General features: G+C 70.1%; 27 protein-coding genes. 17 read left to right on the top strand and 10 right to left on the bottom strand.

Annotated elements, in window-relative coordinates; translation table 11 throughout:
- Positions 1–3: 3 nt before the first annotated feature.
- On the bottom strand, positions 4–441 hold the full coding sequence (locus HOV77_RS10615) for a hypothetical protein (protein WP_290860856.1): 438 nt from the start codon (positions 439–441) through the stop codon (positions 4–6).
- Positions 442–677: 236 nt separating this feature from the next.
- Between HOV77_RS10615 and HOV77_RS10610 the strand changes: the two genes are divergently transcribed.
- The 5 genes from HOV77_RS10610 to HOV77_RS10590 all read left to right on the top strand — a co-directional run bounded on the left by HOV77_RS10610 (position 678) and on the right by HOV77_RS10590 (position 5238).
- Positions 678–1850: a winged helix DNA-binding domain-containing protein gene (locus tag HOV77_RS10610; protein ID WP_290860854.1), complete on the top strand. Its 1173-nt coding sequence runs from the start codon at positions 678–680 to the stop codon at positions 1848–1850.
- Positions 1851–2046: 196 nt separating this feature from the next.
- Positions 2047–2709, top strand: a complete 663-nt coding sequence (locus HOV77_RS10605; RefSeq protein WP_290860852.1) for an alpha/beta hydrolase — start codon at positions 2047–2049, stop codon at positions 2707–2709.
- A 185-nt stretch (positions 2710–2894) separates the two neighbouring features.
- The gene (locus HOV77_RS10600; protein WP_290860850.1) at positions 2895–3833 is read left to right on the top strand and encodes a hypothetical protein; all 939 of its coding nucleotides are present in this window, start codon (positions 2895–2897) and stop codon (positions 3831–3833) included.
- Positions 3834–3914: 81 nt separating this feature from the next.
- Complete coding sequence (locus HOV77_RS10595) at positions 3915–4394, top strand: hypothetical protein (protein ID WP_290860848.1); 480 nt, start codon at positions 3915–3917, stop codon at positions 4392–4394.
- A 28-nt stretch (positions 4395–4422) separates the two neighbouring features.
- Complete coding sequence (locus HOV77_RS10590) at positions 4423–5238, top strand: hypothetical protein (RefSeq protein WP_290860947.1); 816 nt, start codon at positions 4423–4425, stop codon at positions 5236–5238.
- A 14-nt stretch (positions 5239–5252) separates the two neighbouring features.
- Here the strand turns inward: HOV77_RS10590 and HOV77_RS10585 are convergent, their stop codons facing one another.
- Positions 5253–6155, bottom strand: coding sequence for an NADP-dependent oxidoreductase (locus HOV77_RS10585; RefSeq protein ID WP_290860846.1), 903 nt, complete (start codon positions 6153–6155; stop codon positions 5253–5255).
- A 104-nt stretch (positions 6156–6259) separates the two neighbouring features.
- On the opposite strand from HOV77_RS10585, the gene HOV77_RS10580 reads away from it, so the two are divergent.
- Positions 6260–6556, top strand: coding sequence for a hypothetical protein (locus tag HOV77_RS10580; RefSeq protein WP_290860844.1), 297 nt, complete (start codon positions 6260–6262; stop codon positions 6554–6556).
- Between the two features lie 110 nt (positions 6557–6666).
- Positions 6667–8967: an HAD-IC family P-type ATPase gene (locus HOV77_RS10575; protein WP_290860842.1), complete on the top strand. Its 2301-nt coding sequence runs from the start codon at positions 6667–6669 to the stop codon at positions 8965–8967.
- An 88-nt stretch (positions 8968–9055) separates the two neighbouring features.
- Here the strand turns inward: HOV77_RS10575 and HOV77_RS10570 are convergent, their stop codons facing one another.
- The gene (locus tag HOV77_RS10570; RefSeq protein WP_290860840.1) at positions 9056–10447 is read right to left on the bottom strand and encodes an alkaline phosphatase PhoX; all 1392 of its coding nucleotides are present in this window, start codon (positions 10445–10447) and stop codon (positions 9056–9058) included.
- 110 nt (positions 10448–10557) lie between these two features.
- On the opposite strand from HOV77_RS10570, the gene HOV77_RS10565 reads away from it, so the two are divergent.
- Positions 10558–10971, top strand: a complete 414-nt coding sequence (locus HOV77_RS10565; protein ID WP_290860838.1) for a protease inhibitor I42 family protein — start codon at positions 10558–10560, stop codon at positions 10969–10971.
- Here HOV77_RS10565 and HOV77_RS10560 read toward each other — a convergent pair.
- Positions 10961–12136 carry a phosphotransferase gene (locus tag HOV77_RS10560; RefSeq protein WP_290860836.1) on the bottom strand — a complete coding sequence of 392 codons (1176 nt, stop codon included), beginning with the start codon at positions 12134–12136 and terminating at the stop codon, positions 10961–10963. The two genes, HOV77_RS10565 and HOV77_RS10560, sit on opposite strands and share 11 nt — an antisense overlap.
- Before the next feature lie 128 nt (positions 12137–12264).
- Here HOV77_RS10560 and HOV77_RS10555 point away from each other — a divergent pair, with 128 nt between their 5' ends.
- Complete coding sequence (locus HOV77_RS10555) at positions 12265–12828, top strand: hypothetical protein (RefSeq protein ID WP_290860834.1); 564 nt, start codon at positions 12265–12267, stop codon at positions 12826–12828.
- On the top strand, positions 12825–13442 hold the full coding sequence (locus HOV77_RS10550; protein WP_290860832.1) for a class F sortase: 618 nt from the start codon (positions 12825–12827) through the stop codon (positions 13440–13442). Before HOV77_RS10555 ends, HOV77_RS10550 begins: the two co-directional genes overlap by 4 nt.
- Here HOV77_RS10550 and HOV77_RS10545 read toward each other — a convergent pair.
- From HOV77_RS10545 to HOV77_RS10530, 4 genes are all read right to left on the bottom strand, one after another.
- The gene (locus HOV77_RS10545) at positions 13426–14451 is read right to left on the bottom strand and encodes a serine hydrolase domain-containing protein (protein WP_290860830.1); all 1026 of its coding nucleotides are present in this window, start codon (positions 14449–14451) and stop codon (positions 13426–13428) included. The genes HOV77_RS10550 and HOV77_RS10545 overlap by 17 nt on opposite strands.
- Positions 14452–14670: 219 nt before the next feature.
- Positions 14671–15519, bottom strand: coding sequence for a metal ABC transporter permease (locus tag HOV77_RS10540; protein ID WP_290860828.1), 849 nt, complete (start codon positions 15517–15519; stop codon positions 14671–14673).
- Entirely contained in the window at positions 15519–16307 is a 789-nt protein-coding gene (locus HOV77_RS10535) for a metal ABC transporter ATP-binding protein (protein WP_290860826.1), read from the bottom strand. The genes HOV77_RS10540 and HOV77_RS10535 overlap by 1 nt, the downstream gene beginning before the upstream one ends.
- Positions 16304–17320: a metal ABC transporter substrate-binding protein gene (locus HOV77_RS10530; RefSeq protein WP_290860824.1), complete on the bottom strand. Its 1017-nt coding sequence runs from the start codon at positions 17318–17320 to the stop codon at positions 16304–16306. Before HOV77_RS10530 ends, HOV77_RS10535 begins: the two co-directional genes overlap by 4 nt.
- Positions 17321–17440: 120 nt before the next feature.
- Here HOV77_RS10530 and HOV77_RS10525 point away from each other — a divergent pair, with 120 nt between their 5' ends.
- The 5 genes from HOV77_RS10525 (at position 17441) to HOV77_RS10505 (ending at position 22248) form a co-directional block, all read left to right on the top strand.
- Positions 17441–18415 (top strand): acetylxylan esterase, encoded by a 975-nt coding sequence (locus HOV77_RS10525; protein WP_290860822.1) that lies wholly within the window; start codon positions 17441–17443, stop codon positions 18413–18415.
- Between the two features lie 72 nt (positions 18416–18487).
- Entirely contained in the window at positions 18488–19732 is a 1245-nt protein-coding gene (locus HOV77_RS10520) for a sensor domain-containing protein (protein ID WP_290860820.1), read from the top strand.
- A gap of 22 nt (positions 19733–19754) precedes the next feature.
- On the top strand, positions 19755–20396 hold the full coding sequence (locus HOV77_RS10515) for a response regulator transcription factor (RefSeq protein ID WP_290860818.1): 642 nt from the start codon (positions 19755–19757) through the stop codon (positions 20394–20396).
- Positions 20393–21118 carry a PH domain-containing protein gene (locus HOV77_RS10510; protein WP_290860816.1) on the top strand — a complete coding sequence of 242 codons (726 nt, stop codon included), beginning with the start codon at positions 20393–20395 and terminating at the stop codon, positions 21116–21118. The genes HOV77_RS10515 and HOV77_RS10510 overlap by 4 nt, the downstream gene beginning before the upstream one ends.
- Before the next feature lie 146 nt (positions 21119–21264).
- A complete protein-coding gene (locus tag HOV77_RS10505) occupies positions 21265–22248 on the top strand; it encodes a winged helix-turn-helix domain-containing protein (RefSeq protein WP_290860814.1) in 984 nt (327 codons plus the stop codon).
- A 10-nt stretch (positions 22249–22258) separates the two neighbouring features.
- Here the strand turns inward: HOV77_RS10505 and HOV77_RS10500 are convergent, their stop codons facing one another.
- Positions 22259–22933, bottom strand: coding sequence for a PhzF family phenazine biosynthesis protein (locus HOV77_RS10500; protein ID WP_290860812.1), 675 nt, complete (start codon positions 22931–22933; stop codon positions 22259–22261).
- Between the two features lie 105 nt (positions 22934–23038).
- Between HOV77_RS10500 and HOV77_RS10495 the strand changes: the two genes are divergently transcribed.
- Together HOV77_RS10495 and HOV77_RS10490 are read left to right on the top strand one after the other, a co-directional pair.
- Entirely contained in the window at positions 23039–23449 is a 411-nt protein-coding gene (locus HOV77_RS10495; RefSeq protein WP_290860810.1) for a hypothetical protein, read from the top strand.
- Positions 23446–24234 carry a MaoC/PaaZ C-terminal domain-containing protein gene (locus HOV77_RS10490; protein ID WP_290860808.1) on the top strand — a complete coding sequence of 263 codons (789 nt, stop codon included), beginning with the start codon at positions 23446–23448 and terminating at the stop codon, positions 24232–24234. The genes HOV77_RS10495 and HOV77_RS10490 overlap by 4 nt, the downstream gene beginning before the upstream one ends.
- Positions 24235–24421: 187 nt before the next feature.
- On the opposite strand, the gene HOV77_RS10485 is transcribed toward HOV77_RS10490, so the two are convergent.
- Positions 24422–25105, bottom strand: coding sequence for a hypothetical protein (locus HOV77_RS10485; RefSeq protein ID WP_290860806.1), 684 nt, complete (start codon positions 25103–25105; stop codon positions 24422–24424).
- Between the last annotated feature and the right edge of the window lie 10 nt (positions 25106–25115).

The following is a 25115-nucleotide window of genomic DNA, read 5'->3' as shown; positions in this document are numbered from 1 at the left end:
GGATCAGCCTGGCCCGGTGCGGCCCTCCGGCGACGGCCGCAATCGCATGCCCTCGACCGAATCGGGATCGGGATCGCCCTTCTCGTGATCCTGCAACGCCCAGGGTGTTTCGCCGAACTCCTCCTCGGCTCCGGCGTCTCCGCCGGTGACGTCGTCGGCCTGACCGTCCGACGAGTACGTCGCGAGCGCGCGGTCCAACTCCGAGAGCGGCAACGACTCCGGATCGCGCCACAGGTCGGCGTCCTCGTCCGGCAACGCCTTGAGCAGGCCCTCCCGGGTGTACTCGCCCTCCGGCACCAGGTCCAGCCGGGCGAGCAGCCCCGACGGCGCCTTCTCACGTTCGGCCTCGGCCCGCAGCTCGGCCGTGCTCAGCTTGCCGCCGTCCGCGTACGCGCGATCCAGGAGGCGGTCGAGGGCGGCGGATCTCTCTTGCTTCGCCATTCCTCCTGCATACCCGGTTCTCGGGGATCCCTCCCGCCTTTTCCGCGCGATCATGAACTAACGGGCGTGATCGAGCGGTGTGTCGTGGCTGAAACTCCATGATCAACGGCTGCGGGGGCGCGCCGGGTGGCGGGGTGCGCCGGGTGGCGCGGGGCGTGGCGTGGCGTGCGGCGCGGGAGCGCGCCGGGTGGCGGCGAATCGGCCGGGGTGTCGGGGGGCTCTGGTATCAACGGGGCATGCGGACGATCACGGTGGCCGAACGGCGAGCGCGGCTGGCTCGGCGACACCGGCTCAGCACCCCGGCGGGCTCGATCGACGAGGCGGTGCGGGCGGTGGGCGTACTTCACGCGACTGATCCGGCGACCGTCTATCTGTCGGTCTTCGCCCGCTGTCCCGGCGTCACCGTGGAGGCCGTCGACCAGGCGTTGTACGCCGATCGCACGCTCCTTCGCCTGCACGGCATGCGGCGTACGCTGTTCGTCGCCCCGCTCGACCTCGTCCCGGCGATCCAGCGGTCCTGCGGAGTGGCCGTGGCGGCCCAATCGCGCAAGACGTACCTCAAGTTGCTGGCCGATGCGGGTGCGGGGGACGCCGCTTGGCTCGCCGACCTGGAACGCGCCACGGAGACGGCGCTGGCCGCGCGCGGCGAGGCGACGGCGGCGCAGCTGTCCGTCGACGAGCCGAGACTGCGTACGCAGGTCACCATCGCGCCTGGTAAACCCTATGAGTCCACTCAGACGATCACTGCCTGGGTTCTGTTCCTGCTCGCTGTCGAGGGTCGCGTCGCGCGGGGCCGTCCGGCCGGGGGCACTTGGACGAATACGCAGTGGACCTGGTCGCCCATGGAGAAGTGGCTGCCGGGCGGCGTACCGGAGATCGAGGAGGAGGAGGCCCGCGCGGAGTTGGCCCGGCGGTGGCTGGCCGCGTTCGGCCCCGCGCCCGCGTCCGACCTCAAGTGGTGGGCCGGCTGGACGCTCACCCAGGCTCGCAAGGCGCTCGCCGCGATCGGTGCGGTCGAGGTCGACCTCGACGGACAGCCCGGTTTCGTCCTCGCGGAGGACGCCGATCCGGTGCCGGAGCCGGAGCCCTGGGTCGCGCTGCTCCCCGCGTTGGACCCGACGCCGATGGGCTGGTCTGCCCGGGATTGGTACCTCGGCGAGCACTCCGGGATGGTGTTCGACCGGACGGGCAACGTCGGCGCGACGGTGTGGAGCGACGGGCGCATCGTCGGCGGCTGGGCGCAGCGCTCCGACGGCGAGATCGTCTTCCGGCTCCTCGAAGACCTCGGTGCGGACAAGATCGCCGAGATCGAGCAGGCCGGCGGCCGGTTGCAGGGCTGGCTCGGTGATCTGCGGATAGCGGCGCGCGGCCGTCGCCACAGCGACATCGAGCGCGCGCTGCTCGCATGACCGTCGCGAGAAACGGTCGGCGCGTCGGTGGTACGCCATGCACGCTACGGCTCCAAGATCAGGTCGATGGCGTACCACCCGCCGCCCGGCGCGCGCCCGCTCGGGGGGCCCGGCCGCCAGAGGCACGCGACGTCCGCCGAAGATGGAGGCACAACGAGGACAGGACCTGTCCGCAATCAGGTCTAGCGTGGTTCGTATGACGACCTTCGTACTTGTTCCCGGAATGTGGCTCGGCGCGTCGGCCTGGCGTGACGTGGTGAGCCGGCTGACCTCGCTCGGGCATTCGGCGTACCCGTTGGATTTGAATCTGGAACCGGGCACGGACCTGGACGCGCACGTGGCCGAGCTGATCGCGGTGCTGGAGAAGAACGATCTGCGTGACGTGGTACTGGTGGGCCACAGTTACGGCGGCATGGTGGTGTCGACGGCGGCCGGGCAGGTCGCGGACCGGATCGGCCGTGTGGTCTATGTGGACAGTGGGCCGTTGCCGGAGGGGATGTCGCAGTTCGACACCACCTCGCCGGAGGAGCAGGAGCAGACGCGCGCCTCGGTCGTGGACGGCCTGGTGCCCGTTCCGGAGCACTTGAAGGAGGAGGGCAGGCCGCATCCGTTCGCCTCGGTGACCCAGGGCGTGCACTACACCCCGGAGTACGCGAACCTGCCGCAGACCCTCGTCACCTGCGGGTTCCCCGCCGACCAGGTACGCGGAATGATCGCGTCGGGCCACCCGTACTTCGCGCTGCTCCAAGGCGCGGATGTGGTCGAGTCGCTGGGCGACCACTGGCCGATGTTCAGCCGTCCGACGGAGCTGGCGGACCTGCTGGCGGCGCTTCCCAGTGGACGACCTTCGCAGCGGTGAACTCGTCGAGCAACTCCGACGGGCAGCTCGCGCCCGGCCAGCCGCAGTGCGTGACCTGCCATGACGGCATCTTGGGACAGGTGTTCGGGTAACGCTCGGAGTTTTTGTCGTACCTCACCGTTATCGTCGGCCGTGACAGGTGCTTCACCCCTAACCGCTGCCTGAGACAGCAGGGAGTCCCGGTCATGGCGATGGAGATGCCGCCCTGGTGCGGCCGATGCGATCAGCAGACGCGCAGGTTCGACCTGGGCGACAGCGAACGCCGCTGTCCCGAGTGCCACCCGTACTGGGCGTTCGGCCATTCGTCGGTCGACCCCGCGCGGGTGCCCGTCGGGCGCGCCGACCAGGAGCAGGCCGTCCGCTGGCTGCTCTACGAGCTCGTGAGTCTGCGCGAGTTGCAGCCACCCGAGCTGCGTCGCCGCATCGGCCGGTTCTTCGAGGCCGGCTGGACGCCGTTGGACGTGGTCCACGCGCTCGACCACGACCCGGACGGCAGTGCGGCGCGCGGAGTGCCACTCGCGGGCGACTCGCCCGCTCGCGTCGAGCGGCAGGTTCTCAACCTGCTGGCGGCCTGGTGCGACGCGGCGGGGCAGCCGCTGCCGTCCATCTCCCAGCAGGCGGCGCGCCGCCGGGAACGGATGCACGAGCGGCAGCGCGCCGCGCACGCGGCCTGGGCCGAGATCGCCGCCCGGCCGATCAACCCCGACGCCGCCATCGTGAGCGGGGCACGCAGCGTCGCCTTGGCTGCCGCTCGCCGTGCGGAGCACCTGCGGCTCGAAGGGCGTCGCCGGGAACGCGAGGCGGTGGCGGCCCAGGCGTTGGCCGTCCGGGCCCGGCAGGATCGGATCACCGACAGCAGTGAGCGCCTCGCGGCGTACGCGGTCCAGACCGGACGGAGCGAGAGCGACGCCGAGGACTTCGCCGAGACCCGGCACGTCTGTGCGGCCGAACTGGACGACACCGCGTTTGAGCTGCGTGCGGTGTCCTCGGGGTGCGACGCCGACGTCACCGGATCGGTCACCGACTTCGGTTCGGCCGGACGTCGCCTCGCTTCGACTTCGATGAGACGATCTGTGGGCGCATCGGCGGCCCGCCGTGGCGGCACTCAGCGACGCGCTGCCTGAGTGGACTCTTTCCAGTAGCGTGTCGGCGTTCGGGGCCGGGACCCTCACGTCGCCGGCCTCCAAGGGGAGGAGAGCAAAGGCATGTCCGAAACCGAGAGCAGCGGGGGCGCGAAGATATTCCGCGGGTTGCTCTTCGCCGTCGTCATCGTCGGGGCGATCGTGCTCCTGGCGGTGTTCTGGCGGCAGGTGCTCAACAGCGGCAAGTCGCTCGGCGAGGTGATCACCGACGGCTTCCCGACCGACAGCGGTCAGCGAGTCGCCGTCGTGGTCTTCCTGATCCTGGCGATCCTGCTGGGCATCGGGTTCTCGCACGCGGGGCACTACACGGCGTACGGGCTCGCCGTCGGACTGGGCCCACTGTTGTGGTTCCTGTTCTGGGAGGGCTTCCCACCGCTCGGCCTCACCACGAGCTGGGCGGAGAGCGCCGGTCTACCGCACCTCGATCCCTGGACCGTGGTGCTGTGGGCGATCGTGGCTGACGTCGTGATCACGCTGGTGTTCGTGCCGCTGGAATTCCGCGAGAAGTACCTCCGGCGCAAGCGCAGCCTCGACACCGACTAGGTTCGGTCTCATGCACCTCGCGCGTCGGATGTGGACACTGTTCGAACCGCTCCACGCGGTCACGTACTTCGCGCCCGAGGCGCGCGAACACTTCGAGGCGGCCGGCCTGCGCGGCTTCTGGCGGGGATACTTCGCCGGGCGGGCGGCCGTGCTCGGACCGGTCGGCCCCGCCCCCGTGGTGGCGGCGTTCTTCGGGTTCGCCCCGGCGACGGTGGCCCGCGCTCTGCCTGATGTGTGGAGCCGGGCCACCCCGGCCGCAGCCCTCGAAGCACGGCAGGCGGGCGCGGTCGCGAGCCTGCGGGCTCTGCTCGCCGACTTCGACGCCGAGCACGTCGCCGAGGCCGCCGAGCTGCTGAGCCGGGCAGCGGCCGCCGCCGAACCGGCGGGGCGAATGCTCGGCGCGGCCAATCTCGCTGTGCCCATGCCAGCAGAGCCGTACGCACGGCTGTGGCAGTCGGCGACGACCCTGCGGGAACACCGCGGCGACGGGCACGTGGCCGCCCTGGTCACGGCCGGGCTCGACGGCTGCGAGTCGCTCGCCTGGCGATCCGGGCTGGACCTGTCCCGGCAGACGCTGCAACCGGCCCGGGGCTGGACCGATGACGAATGGGACGCGGCCGTCGACCGACTGCGGCGCCGGGGCTGGCTGACCTCGGCGGCGACCGCCACCACCAGCGCGATCGAGGCGTACCGGCGGATCGAAGGGCTCACCGACGAGGCCGCGATGCGGCCGTGGCACGCGCTCGGGTCGACCGACCGGCTCGTCGAGCTGCTGACGCCTCTTGCTCGGGCCGCTGCGCGGGCGATCCCCGACGTCAACCCGATCGGCCTGCCTCGCGTCTGACCCCTGATCCGGTGTCACAGGGTGACCACCACCTTGCCCCGGCCGTGGCCTGACTCGACCGCCTGATGTGCTGCCGCGATCTCGTCCACTGTGTACGCCCGGACGGGGAGCAGGATCCGGCCCGTGGCAGCGAGAGCGACCACTTCGGCCAGGCGCTGTGGCGAGCGTCCGGCTCGGACCACTCGCGTACCGAACTCGGCGGCTGCGGCGTCGTCCACGATGGTGCCGATCCGCTCCTTGTCGGCGACCAGTTCGACGGAGGCCGCGATCGCACCGCGCCCAGCTGCGTCGAGTGCGGCGTCGACGCCCTGCGGTGCGACCGCCCGGACTCGTTCCACCAACCCGTCCCCGTACGCGACCGGCACCGCGCCTAGCGAGCGCAGGTAGTCGTGGTTGGCCGGGCTGGCGGTGCCGACGACGGTCGCCCCGGTCTGCCGCGCGAGCTGCACGGCGATGGTGCCGACCGAGCCGGCGGCGGCATGCACGAGCAGCGTCTCGCCGGCGGCCACCTTGAGTTCTCCAAGCGCGCCCGACGCGGTCTGCGCCGCGGCCACTAATGCCGCCGCGCTCGGGAAGTCCAGCTCGGCGGGCTTGCGTACGGCGTTTTCGGCGGGGACCACGACATAGTCGGCGACGGCGTTGAGCATCGCCGACCCGAGCACCTCGTCTCCCACGGCCCACCCGGTGACACCCTCGCCGACCTGGTCGACGATGCCGGCGTACTCCTGGCCGATCTGCTGCGGGAAACTCGCCTGCACCCATGGCATCCGCCCGGTACGCACAGCGACGTCGAACGGCTGCACGCCCGCCGCCCGGACGCGTACGCGGAGGTGGCCGGGTCCGGCCGCGGGATCGGGCAGCTCCGCCAGGCGCAGAACCTCGGGCGGGCCGAACCGGTCGAAGACGACAGCTCTCATGCGGGTGAGCCTGCCCTATCAACTTCGGTTGAGGTCAAGTCCGGTCGCGAGCGGGGTATGGGTATGGGAGATTGGGGAGAAGCACGGCAGAAGGGATGTATGCCATGAGCAGCGACGCCATCGAGCCGATCGAAGAAGATCCGAACACCGCGGAAGCGGTCGACGACGAGGCGCCTGTCGCCTCGCTGGCGCCCGAGCGCCGGGGTACGCCCGACGACGTCACGCCCGTCTTCCGCGAGCCCGGTCAGGAACCGACCTATCGGACCGGCGCGGAGCAGCAATGGGACCCGGAGGACTACGCCGTGGCGCAGGGCTGGGACCCGACGCCCGAGAACATCGAGCGGGCGCGCAAGCAGCTCGCCGAATGGGGGCCGGCGGCGATCGAGAAGACCGTCCCGTGATCACGGACTCGGGGAGTTGATCAGGGGCCTGCGGACGCGACACACCGGTTGATCACGTCCGTTAGTTCATGATCGCGCAGATGAGGGGTGGGAGGCCGCAGACTGGGGGCGTGAGCGAGCACAGTGGGCTGACCGCCCGGGAAGTGGCGGAGCGTAACGCCGACGGCCGGGTCAACCGGGTCGCCGGGCGCAACAGCCGTTCGGTCGGGCAGATCGTCCGCGCGAACGTCCTGACCCGGTTCAACGCCCTCATCGGCGCGTTGTGTGCGCTGGTGCTCGTCTTCGGCTCGCCGATCGACGCGCTGTTCGGCCTGATCATCGTGGTCAACAGCGCGGTCGGCGTGATCCAGGAGCTGCGGGCCAAGCAGACGCTGGACAAGCTGGCGCTGGTCGGGCGCGCGCCGGTCCGCGTACGCCGGGAGGGCAAGGAAGTCGAGGTCCCGCCGGAGCAGGTCGTGCTGGACGACGTCGTGCTGCTCGCGACGGGGGAGAAGGCCCCGGTCGACGGCGAGGTCGTCGACAGTGATCACCTGGAGATCGACGAATCACTGCTCACCGGCGAGTCCGACCCGGTCGACAAGGCGGCCGGTGATCGGGTGCTCTCGGGCAGCTTCGCCGTCGCCGGCGCGGGCGCGTTCCGGGCGACGAAGGTCGGCGACGACGCGTACGCGGCGAAGATCGCGTCCGACGCTGGCCGGTTCAGCCTGGCCCACTCGGAGCTCTACCGGGGCATCAACCGCTTCCTCGGCCTGCTGACCTGGGTCATCATCCCGGTCGGCGCCCTGCTCGTTATCGCCCAGTTCACCCGGGGATCGAACGTGTCGGAGGCCGTGATCGGCTCGGTCGCGGGCGTCGTGCCGATGATCCCCGAAGGTCTCGTGCTCATGACCAGCGTCGCGTTCGCCGTCGGGGTGATCCGGCTGGGCCGCAAGCGCTGCCTCGTCCAGGAACTGCCCGCGGTCGAGGTGCTCGCCCGGGTCGACACGCTCTGCCTCGACAAGACCGGCACGCTCACCGAACCGGGCATGCGGCTGCGCGCGATCGAGCCGATGTCCGGGCAGGACGAAGGCGAGCTGCGTACCGTCCTGGCGGCGCTGGTCCAGGCCGACGAGCGGCCCAACGCCACGCTGCAAGCCGTCGGCGTCGCTGTGGGTGATCCGCCGTCCTGGCCGGTACGCGAAAAGCAGGCGTTCTCGTCGGCGCGCAAGTACTCGGGGGCCGACTTCGACGGTCAGGGAACCTGGTTGCTGGGTGCGCCGGAGGTGCTCCTCGACGGATCGTCCGACATTCAGCGCCGAGTCTCGGAGCTGGCGACCGAGGGATTGCGCGTACTCGTGCTGGTGTCCGCGCCTTCGCTGTCCTCTTCGGACGGACGGAGTCCGGCAGCGCTCGTCGTGCTGGAACAGAAGCTGCGCGCGGCCGCCCCGGCCACCCTGAAGTACTTCGGCGAGCAGGACGTCACCGTGAAGGTCATCTCCGGGGACAATGCGGCGGCGGTCGGCGCCATCGCCGGGCAGGTGGGCGTACCGGGGTCGGGGAATCCCTGCGATGCCCGGACGCTGCCCGACGGCGGCGACGAACTGGCAGACGCCGTCGATCACCACGCGGTCTTCGGCCGGGTGACTCCGCAGCAGAAGCGGGAGTTCGTGGGCGCGCTGCGCGGCCGGGGCCACGTCGTGGCGATGACCGGCGACGGCGTCAACGACGCGCTCGCCCTGAAGGAAGCCGACCTCGGCATCGGGATGGGCTCCGGGAGCGGCGCGACGCGGGCGGTCGCCAAGGTCGTGCTGCTCGACGACGACTTCTCGGTGCTGCCGTCCGTGCTGGGGGAAGGCCGCCGCGTACTGGCCAACATCGAGCGCGTCGCCAACCTGTTCCTGACGAAGACGGCGTACTCGATCCTGCTCGCGCTGGCCGTCGGCGTGGCTCAGCTGCCGTTTCCGTTCCTGCCCCGGCACGTCACCCTCGTGGCGTCGCTGACCATCGGCATTCCCGGCTTCTTCCTGGCTCTCGCGCCGTCGAACGAGCGAGCGCGGCCCGGCTTCGTCCCGCGCGTACTGCGGTTCGCGATCCCGGCCGGAATCGCTTGCGCCGCCGCCACTTTCATCGCGTACGCCCTCGCCCGGGCCAACGCCGGCACGTCGTTGGAGGCCGACCGGTCCACGGCGACGCTGACCTTGTTCCTGGTGGCGTGGTGGGTCCTGCTGCTGGTCGCCCGGCCGTTGAACGGCTGGAAGATCGGGCTGCTTGCGGCGTCGGCGGGGGCGTTCGCCCTCATCGCGTCGGTGCCGCCGATCGCGAAGATCGCCGCGTTGAGCGTCACCGATCCCGGCAACGACACGATCGGCGTCGCATGCGCAGCGGCCGCCGCTGCCGCGCTCACCTGGGTCGTCGCCCTGCTCCGCCGCTGACGCCCGAAATGCTTGGCGCTGGATCAGGGTTCTCGGTCGAATCATCGTGCAAGATTCGACCGAGAACCCTGATCCAGCGCTAGGAGGGTCAGCGGCCGGCGCGACCCCAGGGGCCGGTGATGGCGAAGACGATGCCGGGCGTCTGGATGTTGGCGTACAGGATGCGCCCGTCCGGGCTGAACGTCGGCCCGGTGAACTCGCTGTCGTTCAGCTCGTTGCGGGCGAGCGCGAACGCCTTGCCGTGCTCGTCGACGCCGACCAGGTGGGACAGTCCTTCGCCGTCCTCGGCCAGGATGACGCCGCCGTAGGGGGAGACCGTGATGTTGTCCGGCCCGTCGAAGTTGCCCTCGACGCTCGGGTCGGGGTTCACGCCGAAGATCGTCTTCAGCGTGATGGTCTCGCTCTCCGGGTCGTAGAACCAGACCTGGCCGTCGTGCTCGTTCACGCTGCCGTCCGAGGCCCGGGCGTAGCTCGCGACGAAGTACGCGCCGCCGTCGCCCCACCACGCGCCCTCGAGCTTGCGGCTGCGGGTCACCTGGTCGTCGGTGAACTGCTTGCGTACCGACGTGGTCTGCCCGTCCCGGTCCGGCACGTCGACCCAGTCCACCTTGTACCGCGTACCGGGGCGGGTCGCCTCCGACAGGTCCTTGATGTGGGTGTCGCCGTGGCGGGCCCGGAGCGCCTGCAGGCGACCGGCGGTCGCACCACCGTCGCTCAGCGCCAGCTCACGCAGCGCACCCTTGCCGCCCCGGAAACCGCGCGGCGGCGTCCAGCGGAAGTAGAGCCCGAGCGGGCCGGAGGCGTCCTCGGTCAGGTAGATCTCGTTGTTACGCGGGTTCACCGCGACCGCCTCATGCGAGTAGCGGCCGAGGAACTTCAGCGGCACCGGGTCGAAGTTCGCCTCGCGGTCGAACGGGTCGACCTCGAAGACGTAGCCGTGGTCGTGGAGGTAGACGCCGCCCTTGCGCTGCTCGGTCTCCTCACAGGTCAGCCAGGTGTTCCACGGCGTACGCCCACCGGCGCAGTTGTTGTGCGTCCCGGCGAGGGACACGTACTCGCCGATCCGGTTGCCGTCGTGGTCGACGTCGATGGTGGTCGTGCCACCGCCCGCGCCGGGATCGTAGGTGAGACCGGCCAGCGCCGGCACCCGGAACGGCTCGCTGCCGCCGATCTCGTGGTTGTTGACCAGCGCGCCCGCGCCGTGGTGGCCGCGGAAGAAGGCGGTCCCGTCGGCGTCGCTCGGGGTGAACTGGCCGGTCTCCAGCACCGACTGCCCGGCGTACGCGACGATCGTGTATCGGAAGCCGGCCGGCAACGCGAGCAGGCCGGCGGGGTCGGGAACGAGGTCGCCATAGCCCGCGGCGGGGGCGTGGGCTGCGGCCGGTCCGGCGATGGCGGGGATGCTGCCGCTGACGGCGATGCCCAGTCCGCCTACGGCGGAGGCCCGCAGTACGCCGCGGCGGGTTACGGAAGAAGTCACGCCGCCACGTTTCAGCAGCCACCGGGCACCCGGGGGACGGACGGTTCACCATTCGGTGAACAGCTCGTGAAGCTGAAGGTGACTGGCGCGGATGGTTCACAATCTGCGTCATGCGACTGCGTTGGCTGCCCGTCCTCCCCGCCACTGTGCTGGCCTTGGCCCTGTCCGGTTGCTCGTCGACCGAGCACGCGGGCGTCGGCGTCGGGTCCATCACCATCGAGAAAGGACAGACCCTGTCGATCGACCTCGGCAAGGTCAACGGTTCGATCGGCGACTCGTGGTACGTGGTCGAGTCCGGCGACCGGGCGATCCTCGGCGAGCCCGATCGTGAGTACGACTCCGACTGCCACGGTGGCGAGGTCGGCTGTGGCGGCACGCTGAGCTACGAGTTCAAGGCCGTCGGCGTGGGGAAGACCAAGCTGGTCTTCCAGTACTGCTACCGATCCGGTCCGTCCAATTGCGACACGAGTTCGGGGCGTGGCCCGACCACGCCGCAAACCATCAAGGTCACCGTCACGAAGTAGCGGCGAGAGCCGCCTGCCCGAGCCAGAACGGCACGTCGCCCGCGTGGTACGGATGTTCCGAGGGCTCGATGTTCGCCAGGAACCGGGCGTACGTGGCCGCATTGCGCAGCGCGGCGACCGGGCGCAGCAGATCGAGGGACTTAACCGGGTCACACCCTGGCACGGCGTGCTGCCAGCGGGCCGCCCACGCCTCGATCAGCGCGCTCGCCTCGGTCGCGTCGACCCGTTCGGTCAGCCGCAGGATGTCGAAGCCAGGGTGGCCCACGAACGAATCGCCCCAGTCCAGCACGGCCTGGTGGACTTCGTCGCCCCGGGCGTTGCCGGGATGCAGATCCCCGTGGACGAGAGTGTCCGGCAGCCCGCACTCGTCGATCGCGGCCCACCGGCCGGGCAGACCCGCGATGAGTTCTTCGAGCGCAGGGCTGCTTTCTGCATACCAGTCGGTGACTCTGGTGACGACCTCGGTGAGTCGAAGGCCGCGCAGGTCTGGAACCCCGAGGCTGATCAATCGGTGGGCCTCGGCCGCCGCCTCGACCTGGATGTGGTGGTGCGTCGCGGCGATGGACGCGCGGACGCCGAGCCCGGCCGCGTAGAGATCCACCCCGGGCAGCTCGGCGAGCAGCATGCGGCGGCCGTCGGTGGCCAGCTGGATGGGCACGGACAGCCCGAAGCCCTCGGCCGCGAGCCAGCGCAGCACCACCGGCTCGTGCGCGAAGAAGGCCGGAACCTGCTTGAGCCAGACCGTGCCCGCAGCCGCCTCCAGCCGCCAGATCGCGCTCAGATTCCAGGTACGCATCTGCGTCGCCGCCCCGATCGGACCGAACTCCAGCTCGTGCAGCTGTTCGGCGGCCCAGTCGAGGGTGCGGTCGGGCCCACCCGGCTTCGCATAGTCGGGCCGCAGCGGATGGTCGCTCAGATCGACGTCGACGGCGCGTGTGCGCGGCCGGTCGGAGGTCTGCGCGAGGTAGGTGACCTCACCGCCCGGGAAGTGCTCCGGGGCGTGCAGCAGCCGCAGGATCGAGACGTCGACCCCGAACCGCTCCCGGACCGCGGCGATCACGCTCGCGGTCTCCTGCCACCACGGCACCTCGACCTCGACCGGCGGCAAGGCCCCGAGCAGGGCGCCGTCGTCGTCCAGGAGGGCAAGCGTCACGGTACGGGGCACCGAATGATCATAGTCGGCCGCCCCGCCGAGGATTTCTCGCGAAACGCGGTAACGGCGCGGTTGTTGCGCTTACTGTCGGATGTGCCAGCTCGTTCGGGGGCGACGTGTCCGTGGCGAAAGGGACCGCTATGAGCGCTGCGCTGCCTTTCCGGCTCGTTGCGGGCGCTCTGCTCGGTCTGTTCCTCGCGATTGCCCTGCCGGCGCTGCCGTCGGCCGCCTCGGCGGGCTCCGGGTTCGCTGCGGGCGCTGTGGGCTCCGCCGTCTCCGTGGTCTCGGGGGTCTCCGTGGTCTCCGGGGTCTCTGCGGCCGACGTTCAGGTGGACCCGAATCCGGTCCGCCCCGGCGCGCAGGTCGAGGTGGTCGCGACCTGCCCGGCCACCGCCCGGAGCGCGTCGATCTCGGCCACCACGCTCGACGGGGCGTCGAACATCCCGATGCTCGCCTCGGTCAAGAACCCGGGGCAGTGGTCGGTGACCATGACGATCCCGGTCGAGACCCACCCCGGCACGTACGCGCTCGGCGGCACCTGCGGCGACGGCACCGGCTTCACGGCGTCCGTCATCGTCGCCACCGTCCTCGGCCCGATGGGTGGCGGCGGCTGGGCGATGAGCGGCCCCCAGCCGACGCTCGTCGTCGCCGGGCTGCTACTGCTCGCGACGGCGTACTTCGTCTCGCGGCTGGCCCGTCGATGAGGCGGCTGCTCGGGCTGTTCTCCTGGCTGTTCGCGCTGGTGGGCATCGGTACGCTCGCCGCCGCCTTCGTCTTCATGCCGCCGCGCCCGCCCGTGCCGGATCCGGCGCAGATCCCGGACGGCTACACCGTGGACGGGACGGGGCGGCTGCTCAGCCGATCCGCACCGGTCGGCGTACGCATCCCGGCGATCGGGGTGGACGCCGGGATCGTGGCGACCGGGGTCGAACCCGACGACTCGATCGAGGTCCCGTCGCTGGCGACACCCGACTTGGCGGGCTGGTACCGCTACGGGCCCAGCCCGGGCGAACCCGGCAGCGCGATCCTGGTCGGGCACGTCGACTCCCGGCTCTCCGGACCGGCTGTCTTCTTCCGCCTCGGCGACCTGCGGAAGGGCGACGACATCCTGGTCGACCGCGACGACGGGAGCACTGCCGTCTTCACCGTGGACGCCGTACGCCTCGTCGCGAAGGACGAGTTCCCGTCGCAGGAGGTGCACCGAGCGGCCGCCACTTCGCTGTTGCGGCTGATCACCTGTGGCGGGCGGTTCGACCGCTCGGCTCGGTCCTATTTGGACAACATCATCGTGTACGCGAGCCTCACAGGCACTCGTTGAGGACGTCGACGAGGCGGTCGACTCGATCGAATCCGGCCAGGTGCCTCGTCACGTAGCCGAAGGCGTACCCGCGGACCGGATCGGCGAAGCCGCAGTTGCCGCCGATCCCGCCCATGCCCCAGCTGCCGTCGTCGTCCACCTGTACGCCCAACCCCCACCGCACGGTCCGGTCCAGCACTCGATCGACACCGTCGTGCTGCACCCGGACCGCTTCGGCCACGATCTCCTGGCGGCTGCTCATCAGCTCGGCGTAGAACCGGGCGACGCCGAGCGCGGTCGCGTGGAGGTTGACCGCCGGCACCTCGCTGCCGCGCCAGAGCTCGCCGTTGAGCACGGCCACGTCGAGACAGCTCAGCGGATTGCCCAGCGCCCGCGCCTTGAGGGAACCGGGCTCCCCGAGGATCGTCACCGGCCAGTCCGGATCGCCGTAGACGAGATCGGCGCAGCGTGCCTGGTCGGCGGGGGACAGCCCGAACCCGAGATCCAGCTCCCACGGCTCGGCCACCTCCTCACGTAGGAAACGGCCCAGCGATCGGCCGTCGATCCGGCGTACGATCTCGCCGACGAGGTGGCCGTAGGTGAGGGCATGCTCGGCGGCGACCTCGCCTGATGTCCACATCGGGGTCGCCGTGGCCAGGTCGGCGCAGAGCAGATCCCAGTCCCGCAGCGCCTTGGCCGTCCGCGTCACCGGGAAGACCGGCAGACCCGCCGTATGCGCCAGGACGTGCCGAAGGGTCGCGTCGCTCTCGAACTCCCGCCAGTGACGGCGTACCGGGTCGTCGAGATCGGCCCGGCCCCGCTCGATGAGCAGTAGCAGGCAGTACGCAGCGAACGGCTTGCTCACGGAGTACGTGTTCACCAGGGTGTCCCGACGTACCACGCCGCCGACGAGATCCACCACCGCGCGGCCGTCCCGGATCACAGCCAGGCCCGCACCCGACTCGGCCCCGCTGCTCACCAGATCCCGGAACGCCGCCTCGACCGGCTCGAAGCCCTTCGCCACCGTCATGCGGCCTATTCTGCCGGGCTCCTCGTGCGGTACGCGCCGCACGCGGTACGCGCCGCACGCGGTACGCGCCGCACGCGGTATGTTGCGCCGCGCTCGGCGGTACCTGGCGTACCTATCCGCACCAAGATCAGGTATGTGGCGTACCACTCAGCGCTGAGGCCGCTGCCGCCCGCCTGCCGCGCCCACCCGCGCCGCGCCGGCGCGGCCCGGGGAAGCCCGTCAGGCCGTGTGCGTGTCGAGATGCCCGGCGCGCTGGAGCCGCCGCCCGCCGGTGACGAGCATGACCGCACCGAAGACCGCCGCCCCGGTGAGAACGATCGTGGTGCCGGACGGGACGTCGAGGTGGTAGCTCAGATACATGCCGACGAACCCGCACACCGCGCCGATGATCGTGGAGAGCACGAGCATGCGGGAGAACCGATTGGTAAGCATCCGGGCGACGACCGCTGGAACCACGAGCGTGGCGGCGACGAGGGTGACGCCGATGACGGTCAGCGTGGCCAGGATCGACAGCGACAGCACCAGCATGAGCAGTGCGTCCACCCGGGCGACCCGTACGCCGCTCACATCGGCGACGTCGGGATCGAACGTCGCGAACAGCAGCGATCGGTAGTTGAGGAAGACGACGATCCCGGCGAAGACCGCTACCCCGGCGAGGATCCACATGTCGGTGTAGGTGATCCCCAGTACGCTGCCGAACAGCGCGGCGTCGAAGCTGGGCCCCTTGCTGCCGTAGAACTTCAGCAGCGCCACACCCAAGGCGAACGAAGCCGTAGTGATGACGCCGATCGCGGCGTCCGCGCCGATGCGTCGGCGCTTGGTGACCGAGTTGATGGCCAGCGCCGACGCGAGGCCCCACAGACCCGCACCGAGGTAGTAGTTCACCGCGATGATCGAGCTGGCCGCGAAGCCGCCGAAGATCGCGTGCGACAACCCGTGGCCGATGTAGCTCATGCCGCGCAGGGTGATGAAGACGCCGATGAGCCCGCAGAGCCCGCCGGCCATGGTGGCGACGATCAGGCCCTTCACGAAGAACGGGTAGGTGAACGGGTCGAGCAGCACGTCCATCAGGAGCTCCCGGAGGGGGTCAGGTTGCCCTCGAGGTCGAGGACGACGGGCATGCCTAGGTGTTCCAGGACCTGCATCGGCGCGCCGAAGGTCTCCTCGAGCACCGGCGGGGTGATGACCTCGCGCGGGGTGCCCTCGGCGACGATCCGGCCGTGGACGGCCACCAGCCGGGGCAGGTGGGAGGCCACGCCGTTGAGGTCGTGGGTGGTGATCAGGATCGCGACGCCTTCGCTGTGCAGATCGGTCAGCAGGTGCAGCATGTCGTGCCGGCTCGCGACGTCCACTCCGGACGTCGGCTCGTCCATGAGCAGCAGGCGCGGGCGGCGCAGCAGCGCGCGGGCGATGAACATGCGCTGCTGCTGGCCGCCGGACAGCTCGCGGATGTGCCGATGGGCGAGGTGGCCGATGCCGAGCCGGTCGAGAACGGCGGCGATGTCGGCCTTGTCCGTGCGGCTCGGCCACGGCAGGCCGCGCTGCTTGCGTGCCATGAGTACGCACTCGGCCACGGTGACGGGGAAGTTCCAGTTCACCGTCTCCAGCTGCGGCACGTATCCGACCGCGATCCCGGGCGTGCGGGTGATCGTGCCGCGCTGCGGTTTGTTGGTGCCGAGCAGCAGACGCAGCAGGGTGGTCTTGCCCGAGCCGGACGGCCCGACGACGCCGATGAAGTCCCGCTCGCACACGCTCAGGTCGACCCCGCGCAGTACGGCGTGATGGTCGTAGCCGAAGTCGACCCCGGCGAGGTGGACCAGTTCCTCGCCGCGTCCGGTCCTGTCGTCGGCGGTCACTGCGGGTAGTCCGCCTTGTCGGGCGTGGCGATCGAGATGTCGAGCGCCTGCAGCTTCGCCGGGTCGCCACCCAGACCCTTGATCATGGTGACGTAGTCGTAGCGCATCAGGCCCAGCCACGAGTGCTCGGTCTCGCCCGGCTTGCCGGGCAGGTCGTCGTCGCGCAGCGTGTCCTCGTAGCGGGCGCCGGTGGACCGGCCGATCTCGGCCAGCACCTTCGACGGGAAGACCTCGGAGCCGAAGATCACCGGCACCTGCTCGGACTTGATCTGGTTGATCAGCGCGGCGATCTCCTTCGGGGTGGGGTCCTCGAAGTTCTGCGGCTGGATCGCGCCGATCACCTTCCAACCGTACGTCTTCGCGAAGTACGCGTACGCGTCGTGATAGGTCAGAAGTTCCTTGTGACCGCCCGGAATGGTCTCCTGATCGGCCCGGAGGGCGGCGTCGAGCTCCTTCGCCTTGGCTTCGAAGAGCGCATAGTTCGCCTGGTACGCCTCGGCGTTGGCGGCGTCCGCCTGCACCAGGGTGTCCCGGATGACCGCGGCGTACTTGATCGCGTACGTCGGGTCGGTCCACAGGTGCGGGTTCGGCTTGCCGTCTTCCTTCGGGAACGAGAAGTCGTAGATGTAATCGCTCTCGGGCAGCACGGTCGTCCCGATCTCGACGATCTTGGCGCCCTTCTTCAGGTTCGTCTCGGCCAGTTCCTTCGTCGGCTCCTCCAGCTTGAGGCCGTTGACGAAGACGATGTCCGCCCGGCTCAGCACTTTCGCCGCGCTCGGCGGCGGCTCGAAGGTGTGCGAGTTGGTGCCCTCCGGTACCAGTCCGTCGATCCGGGCCTTGTCGCCCGCCACGGCGGCGGCGATCGAGGTGATCGGCGCGACAGTGGTGACGATGCGCAGACCGCTTGAGCTGCCGGTGTCGCCGGATTCGCGGCAAGCGGCTAGCGTGGTGCCGGTCGCGAGTAGTACAAGTGTCGGAATGGTGAGGACACGGCGGAGCCGGGAGATGACCATGGGGGCAGCCTAAAACTCCCCCTCAAGCTATTGCAAGTGAGTTGCAATAACACCAGCTGAACGAGGGGTTTAGGGTGTTCCAAGATCCCTCTCGCACGTTCTCGCTGAAAGGAGCGGCCCGTGCTCGTCGACTGGCCCCTCGACCGCCTCCGCGACTACCGTCCCGACCGTGTCGAACCCGCCGACTTCGACGCCTTCTGGTCGAAGACCCTCACTCAGGCTCGCGAGGCCGCGACCGACGCGGTCTTCACCCCCTACGACGCCGGCTTGGCGACCGTCGACGTCTTCGACGTGACCTTCAGCGGGTACGCCGGCCAGCCGGTGAAGGCGTGGTTCCTCGTGCCACGGCACCTCGACGGCCCGCTGCCCTGCGTCGTGAACTACCTCGGTTACAGCGGCGGTCGCGGGCTGCCGCACGACTGGCTCCACTGGAGCGCCGCCGGCTACGCCCACCTGCTGATGGACACCCGCGGCCAGGGCTACAACCCGGCGTACCCGGGCGACACCGCCGACCCGGATCCCTCGGGCGCGCCGCAGGCTCCCGGCTTCATGACTCGTGGCATCGGCGACCCGGAAACGTACTTCTACCGCCGGGTGTTCACCGACGCCGTGCGCGCCGTCGACACCGTGCGAGCGCACCCGAAGGTGGACGCCAGCCGCGTGGTCGTCACCGGCGACAGCCAGGGCGGCGGCATCACCATCGCCGTCGCCGGTCTCACCGAGGGCCTCGTCGCGGCGATGCCGAACGTGCCGTTCCTGTGCCACTACCGGCGGGCGACGGAGATCACCGACAGCGCGCCGTACTCCGAGATCGTCACGTATCTGAAGGCACACCGGCACGACGTCGACGAGGTCTTCACCACCCTCAGCTACTTCGACGGCGTCAACTTCGCGACGCGGGCCACCGCTCCGGCGTTGTTCTCGGTCGCGCTGATGGATGCGGTCTGCCCGCCGTCGACGGTCTATGCGGCGTACAACCACTACGCGGCGGACAAGGAGATCGTCGTGTGGCCCTACAACGGCCACGAGGGCGGCCAGACCCTCCAGCGGCTCGAGATGATGCGCTTCGCCGCCGCGCGCACTGCCGGTCAGTAGGGATAACCCCACCATGAGGACGCCGGGCGGCGGGATGTCTGATGTACTAGTACAGGCCCTAGCGTTATGGCCATGAGGATCTTCCGCCGTCTCGGCTCCGACGCCGCGTACACGTTGCTGTCGCTGCCGGTCGCCGTCATCACTTTCGCCCTGGTGGTGCCGTTCTTCTGGCTCGGGATCGGCACGCTGGTGATCGTGCTCGGGTTCGCGGTGCTCGCGTTCACGTTGCTGCTCGCGCGCGGCTTCGCCGATCTTCAACGGGTACGCCTACAGGTGTGGTCGGGGCAGAAGACGCCGCGGCCGGTGTACCGCAAGGCACCCGGGAACGCCGGCTGGTTCCGCAAGCTCACCAACCCGATGCGCTCGGGTCAGTCGTGGCTCGATCTGCTGCACGGCTTCTTGAACCTGCCGATCGCGATCTTCTCCTTCGTGCTGACCGTCGTGTGGTGGGCGGCGGCGCTGGGCGGTCTGACGTACTGGTTCTGGGAGCGGTACCTGCCCTATCCCGACGACTACAGCAACCCCCCAGTGGAGGCTCTGTTCGGCGAGTACAGCCGGCACAACGAGATCCTCTGGAACACCTACATCGGCATCTTCGCCCTGCTCACGGTGTACTTCGTGCAGCGGTTCGCCGCGATCGCGCACGCCTCGTTCGCCCAGCTGCTGCTGACCCGGCTGGCCGCGATCCAGGGCCGGATCGAGGATCTGACGGTGAGCCGGGCGGCGGCCGTCTCGGCTGAGGCGACCGCGCTACGCAAGCTGGAGCGCGACATCCACGACGGGCCGCAGCAACGGCTGATCCGGCTTGCGATGGAGCTGAGCCGGGCGCGGCGGCAGCTCGACAACGATCCCGAGGCGGCCGCGGCCACCATCGACGATGCGCTCGGGCAGGCCAAGGAGACGCTTGACGAGCTGCGGGCGCTGTCTCGAGGCATCGCACCGCCGATCTTGGCCGACCGCGGCCTGGGCGCTGCTCTGACGACGTTGGCCAGCCGCTCCACGGTGCCGGTCGACGTGACGCTGGAGCTGGACGAACGGCTACCGGCCCAAGTCGAGAACGTGCTCTACTTCACGGCCGCCGAGGCGCTGGCGAACGTGGCCAAGCACAGCACGGCTACGGCGGCACGGGTGACTCTGACTCGCCGGGACGCCCGCGTGTACATCATGATCTCGGACAACGGCCAGGGTGGCGCCCACCCGGCGAAGGGCCACGGGCTCGCCGGGCTGGCCGATCGACTCACCACTGTGGACGGAGAATTCGCCGTCGACTCGCCGGTCGGCGGGCCGACCGTGGTGATCGCCGAGGTGCCTGTCTGACCGGTTCGCTAGGCTCGACGGCGTGCGTGTCATCGTCGCCGAGGACGGGGTCCTCCTCCGAGAGGGCCTCGTCCGGCTATTGGCCGAGGCCGGTCACGAGGTCGTCGCGGCGGTCGCCGACGGCCCGTCCTACGTCGAGGCGGCCCTCTCCCTGAAACCGGACATCAGCGTCGTCGACGTCCGGATGCCCCCGTCGCATACCGACGAGGGGTTGCGCGCCGCCGTCGAGGTACGCCGCAAGGCGCCCAAGACGCCGATCCTGGTGCTGTCGCAGTACGTGGAGTTGGCGTACGCCGACGACCTGCTGGCCGACGCGACCGGCGCGGTCGGCTACCTCCTCAAGGACGCGGTGGTCGACGTGGACGGGTTCCTCGACGCCCTCGACCGGGTGGCGTCCGGCGGCACCATCCTGGATCCCCAGGTCGTCGCCCAGCTCATGATGCGTCGCCGGGCCGATCCGCTCGGCGAGCTGACCCCGCGTGAGCGCGAGGTGCTCAGCTTGATGGCGCAGGGGTCGTCCAACACCGCGATCGCCAAGCGCCTCGTCGTCACCGAGGGCGCGGTGGAGAAGCACGTCTCCAACATCTTCCTCAAGCTCCAGTTGCCGCAGGACAGCGATCAGCACCGGCGCGTACTTGCCGTGTTGGCGTACCTTAGGGCGTGACCTCGACCGCTGTCCGTTGGTGCGCCCTTCCGTTGGCGTTACTGGCTTTCCTGCTGCGCCTCGCGGCCGAGGCCGGGTGGTACGGGCCGGGCGAACGATCCGACCTGGTCCTGGGCGCGATCGTGCCGCTGGGCGTACCGGGGGTGGCGTTCGTGCTCCTCGCCTGGTGGGCCGCCCGCCGCGCGACATTCACGGTCGACCGCGGTGTCTTCGTCGTGCCGGCGAGTCCGGTGGCAGCCGGGCTGTCCATCTTGTGCGCTGTCCAGCTCGCTGAGCTCGTGCCGACCGCCCTGCCCGGTGAGGCGCCGGGAATCGTCGGCGACGGCGGCCAATGGGCGTTCGCGGCGATCCTGGGTGCGCCGTTTCTCCTGGTCGGCGTGCTGGGGTTCGCGGTCCGGCGGCCGCGGCTGGTGCTGGACTCCGCCGGTGTCACCATCCAGCATCTGTTCCGCCGGCACACGGTGGGCTGGGACGAGATCGCCTACGTACGCCGGATCAACCGGCCGCCGACCCTGCGGCTGGTCCTCGACACCACGGCGGTGTTCGGGCTGGCCAGGGAGAGCGCCGACATCGCCGTCGGCTGGCTGTTCGTCAATCCCGACATCCTTCAGGTCGTGATCGAGCACTACGTCGGCTATCCGGAGGAACGCAGCGCCGTCGGCAGCGCCGAAGAGGCCGCCCGCATTCGGGCGTACGCCGAGGATCAGGCAGCCTGGGCATGAGCAGCCGGTCCTCCCCAGGCTCGGCGAACCCTCGGAATCCGCTGAACGACTGAACCGCCTTCAACCGACTAGTCGGTTCCGCAACCGGGCGGGACCGGCGAGCGTCCTCTATCGGGGGGAACGACGACCGTGCGGGGGGACACTTCATGCTGCGCATCTACTTCACCAGCGCTGACATAGCGCGCGTACGCCTGGCGCCCACCGCCGATCCGCTGTGGGAGACGATCCTCAGCATCCACATGCTGCGGGGTCAGCGCGGCGACCTGCTGTTCACCGAGTGGCGGCGGACGACCGCGGGCGCGCTCCGGGAGGCCGGTCTCGGTCCCGCGATGGGCCTGCTCTCGTCGCTGACGCCGACCATGGGGTACTTTCCCGACTTCCTGAATCCGATCGTGCCCGGGCATCGGCTGGAGGACGGTCTCGAACGGATGCGGTCGACGCCGGTGGCGGTGCTCGACCGGGATCTGCGCCGGATGGGGTTGCCCGAGCACGTGCAGGCGGGCGTACGCCGGATCGCCGAGGGGTCGCCGGCCGCCCTGCGCTCCCTGACCGACACCATCCTGTCGTACTACCAGCGGGCGATCGAGCCGCATCGGCGGGTCGTCGAAGCGGCCGTGGAACACGATCGGTCGGTACGCATCCGGACGATGGCCGACGGTGGGGTCGCCAGGATGCTCGACGGACTGCGCCCGATGATCGAGTACTCCGACGGGGAACTCCGCGTACCGAGTCATCCAGATCAGGAGATCCATCTGGGCGGGCGCGGTCTGCTGCTCATCCCGGCGTACTTCGGGGTGAACCACCCGATGACCATGTTCGAGGAGAGCGCCGACCCGGTTCTGGTCTATCCGGTCGAGCGCCGGTTCGACCTGCTGCCCGACACCGCGTCCGAGCGCCGATCGGGTCTGGCCGCGCTGATCGGCCAGACCCGGGCGTCGTTGCTGTACGCGACGGCAGGCGATGGCCGCAGCACGACCGACCTCGCCCGCCGCGTCGGCATCTCGGTCGCGTCGGCCAGTGAGCAGACTTCGGTGTTGCGTGAGGCAGGCCTGCTGACCAGCCGCCGTGACGGCAACCGGATGGTGCACCAGCTCACTGCGTTGGGTGAGGCGCTCCTCTATCGGTCGTAGGCTCCGCCCGTCAGATGCCGCGTACCTCGTCGAGGACGACCCGGCCGCCCAGCTCGACCGTCTCCGTGTCGACGTACCGGGTGAAGATCTCGGAGCCGATGCCTTGGCGGATCAGCAGATCCTGCTTCAGCTCGCCGGTCAGCGTGATGGCGGCCGCCCCGGTCGCCTCGTCCTCCACGATGCCGTCCCCCCGGCGGGGGAAACCCCGGGCCCGGATCTTGCCGGCGTCGGCGTCCGCCCAGGCCCAGGCGTACAGCCAGCCCTCGCCCGGCGGCGGGGTCGGCAGTGCGTCGATCTCGGCGGGCGACTCGAACTGCTGCGTACGCCGTCCGGTCGCCCAGCTCGGCGGACTGGAGATCCAGCTCAACTCGCCCTCCTGCCGGGTCGCGACTTCACCGGCGGCCGGTCGCAGCAGCTCCAGCGCATGCACCTCGCGGCGGAGCAGCCACGCCGTGCCGACCAGCGGATGCCCGGCGAACGGCAGCCGGGTGCTCGGCGTGTAGATGTCGAGGACGGCGTCGGAGAGGTCGTCGACGAAGACGGTCTCACTGAAGCCCAGCTCCCGGGCCACCTCCTGGCGGTCGGGCTCACCCGGAATCCGGTCGCCGTCGAGGATGACGCCGAGCCGGTTGCCGCCGGTGTCGCCGGACGCGCAGAAGACGCGCAGCACATGCAGGTCAGTCACGAGGCGAGCCTAGTCCTCCGCGGCGTGGTTCCGGCCCCGCCCGACTCGTTGATCCACATCCCGATCCGTGTCGAAATGCGGCCGGGAAATGACACGAATCGGGATGTGGATCTTTCGTGCATCGAGGACGTCGGCGGTGAAGCGCCGCACGTCGTGACGGCCGAGCATGCCGACTGGGCCGCTGTGCTCGCCGAACTCGGGCCGGACGAAGTCGTCACGAACGACGAGTACTGTCTCGCCGACTGTGCTGAGCTGCGAAACGCTTTCGGGCTCGCGGCGCGGCTTCCGGCGTACCCGTTGAACTATCTGGACAAGGTCACGATGAAGCGCGAGCTGGCCGCGGCCGGCATCGCGGTGCCGCGGTTCTGGGCGTTCGAGCCGGTCGTGACGCGCGCCGCTGTCGCTTCGCCGCACGAGGTCTACCGGCGTGACACCATCCATTCCGTGGTGCTGTGGAGCTCCGATCCCGCTCAGGTGGCGTACGACGCCCAGGCTCTCGCCGGAGGCGACTCGTGATCACTCCTGAGCAGACGATCGCGTACGCGAAGGCGACGAACGATCCCATTCCCGAGCACCTGTCGGGGGAGTTGGCACCACCCGTCTTCGCGATCGTGCCGGTGTGGGAGGTCGTCGTCGAGGCCGTCATGGGAGCCGCCCCGCTTGAGGCATTGGCGCTGATCCTGCACGGGGAACAGGACATCCGGATCCACCGGCCGATCACGCCCGGGATGGAGCTCCGGTCAGCCGCCACGGTGATCGGCGTGCGGCCGAAAGCGTCGGGGACCAGCGTCGTCGTGCGTACCGCGACTCATGCAGGTAACGATCTCGTCAACGAGCAGGTCATCACGGCGTTCATCCGCGAGTGGACGGGTGTGGCGTACGGCGACTCCGCGCCGCCGCACGACTTCGACGAGGCGCTGCGGATCGGGCCAGGGACCTCGGTCACCGCCCGGCTCGATCCCGACCAGACCTTCCGCTACTCCGAGGCGTCGGGCGATCCGATGCCGATCCACCTCGACGACGGGATCGCCCGGCGAGCCGGGCTGCCGGGGATCATCGCGCATGGACTGTGCACGATGGCGTTCGCCTCCTGGGCGGCGATCACGGCGGTGGGCGGCGGCGATCCGCGTACGCTGCGGCGACTGGCCGTCCGGTTCAGCCGTCCGGTGCTGCCGGGTCAGGAGATCACTCATTCGTTCTGGCCGGTGACGCCGGGGATCGCCCAGTTCGAGACCGTATCCGACTCGGGTGACGTCGTGCTCCGCAACGGGCTCGCCGAGTTCGGGGAGCCGCTTCGCTAGTTTCGGGGGGAGCCGCTTCGCTTGCGGAGTCGATCAGGCCGTCCGGGGAACGATCAAGGTCTTCGGGACACGACACGCCGGGCGATCATGCCCGGTAGTTCATGATCGGCGGAAAACGCCCGGCGGAAAACGCCCGGCGGAAAACGCCCGGCGGAAAGCGCCCGGCGGAAAGGCGCCCGGCGGGGGGTCAGCGGGAGCGACGGAAGCGGGTCGAGACGAAGGCGGCCGTGAGCAGGATGAGCGCGGGGGCGAGGGTAGCGAGCCAAGCGCCCCGGAACGGCGAGGAGGCGTCAGCGAGCCGGGGAACTACGGTCGACGGGGCGGCCGCGGCGGCGGTGACGAGTCGCGTCGGGGCGGGCGACGGTGCGGCCGTGGCGAACGGCTGTGCGCCCGGCAACGACCGGCTGCAATGGCGCGACTCGTAGACGCAGACCGCCAGGGTCACGCCGTCGTCACCGGTGTTCGGGTCGGCCGCGTCTTCGACGGCGAAGCCGAGGTGCGGCGACGACGGGTTCTCGCTGCGCAGTCGAAGGCGTACGCCGACTCGGATCGCCGAGCCCACGGCCAGGGAACGGTGGCAGGTGTTCTCGACGACGTGGGGGCAGCCGGTCCAGCCCAGGAAGGCGAATCCCTCGGCTCGCGGCCGGCTGACGACGATGTCGGCGCTGTGCGGGCCCCGGTTGCGTACCGTCAGCTGCGCCGTCAGCACGTCGCCGACGTGGAGGTAGTGGTAGGTCCGGTCGGGCACGGCGTACATGTCGGCCTGTCCCGGCGCGGCGGAGGCCGGGGCGGTCGCCAGGAGAAGTGCCGCGACCGTCGTGAACCAGGCTGCCAGCTTGAGCACGAGATCTCGCATTCGGACGAAGAGCACGAAAAGCTAG

Source organism: Hamadaea sp. (genome assembly GCF_013362815.1).
Classification (GTDB): Bacteria; Actinomycetota; Actinomycetes; order Mycobacteriales; family Micromonosporaceae; genus Hamadaea.
This window is presented reverse-complemented; position numbering and strand designations above follow the sequence as displayed.

Coding starts and splice junctions, on each gene's coding strand:
- HOV77_RS10540 (WP_290860828.1), bottom strand. CDS start 15,519: ATGGACGTGCTGCTCGACCCGTTCACCTACCCGTTCTTCGTGAAGGGC.
- HOV77_RS10615 (WP_290860856.1), bottom strand. CDS start 441: ATGGCGAAGCAAGAGAGATCCGCCGCCCTCGACCGCCTCCTGGATCGC.
- HOV77_RS10520 (WP_290860820.1), top strand. CDS start 18,488: ATGAGGATCTTCCGCCGTCTCGGCTCCGACGCCGCGTACACGTTGCTG.
- HOV77_RS10530 (WP_290860824.1), bottom strand. CDS start 17,320: ATGGTCATCTCCCGGCTCCGCCGTGTCCTCACCATTCCGACACTTGTA.
- HOV77_RS10580 (WP_290860844.1), top strand. CDS start 6,260: ATGAGCAGCGACGCCATCGAGCCGATCGAAGAAGATCCGAACACCGCG.
- HOV77_RS10555 (WP_290860834.1), top strand. CDS start 12,265: ATGAGCGCTGCGCTGCCTTTCCGGCTCGTTGCGGGCGCTCTGCTCGGT.
- HOV77_RS10605 (WP_290860852.1), top strand. CDS start 2,047: ATGACGACCTTCGTACTTGTTCCCGGAATGTGGCTCGGCGCGTCGGCC.
- HOV77_RS10505 (WP_290860814.1), top strand. CDS start 21,265: ATGCTGCGCATCTACTTCACCAGCGCTGACATAGCGCGCGTACGCCTG.
- HOV77_RS10610 (WP_290860854.1), top strand. CDS start 678: ATGCGGACGATCACGGTGGCCGAACGGCGAGCGCGGCTGGCTCGGCGA.
- HOV77_RS10590 (WP_290860947.1), top strand. CDS start 4,423: ATGTGGACACTGTTCGAACCGCTCCACGCGGTCACGTACTTCGCGCCC.
- HOV77_RS10565 (WP_290860838.1), top strand. CDS start 10,558: ATGCGACTGCGTTGGCTGCCCGTCCTCCCCGCCACTGTGCTGGCCTTG.
- HOV77_RS10585 (WP_290860846.1), bottom strand. CDS start 6,155: ATGAGAGCTGTCGTCTTCGACCGGTTCGGCCCGCCCGAGGTTCTGCGC.
- HOV77_RS10595 (WP_290860848.1), top strand. CDS start 3,915: ATGTCCGAAACCGAGAGCAGCGGGGGCGCGAAGATATTCCGCGGGTTG.
- HOV77_RS10550 (WP_290860832.1), top strand. CDS start 12,825: ATGAGGCGGCTGCTCGGGCTGTTCTCCTGGCTGTTCGCGCTGGTGGGC.
- HOV77_RS10545 (WP_290860830.1), bottom strand. CDS start 14,451: ATGACGGTGGCGAAGGGCTTCGAGCCGGTCGAGGCGGCGTTCCGGGAT.
- HOV77_RS10600 (WP_290860850.1), top strand. CDS start 2,895: ATGGCGATGGAGATGCCGCCCTGGTGCGGCCGATGCGATCAGCAGACG.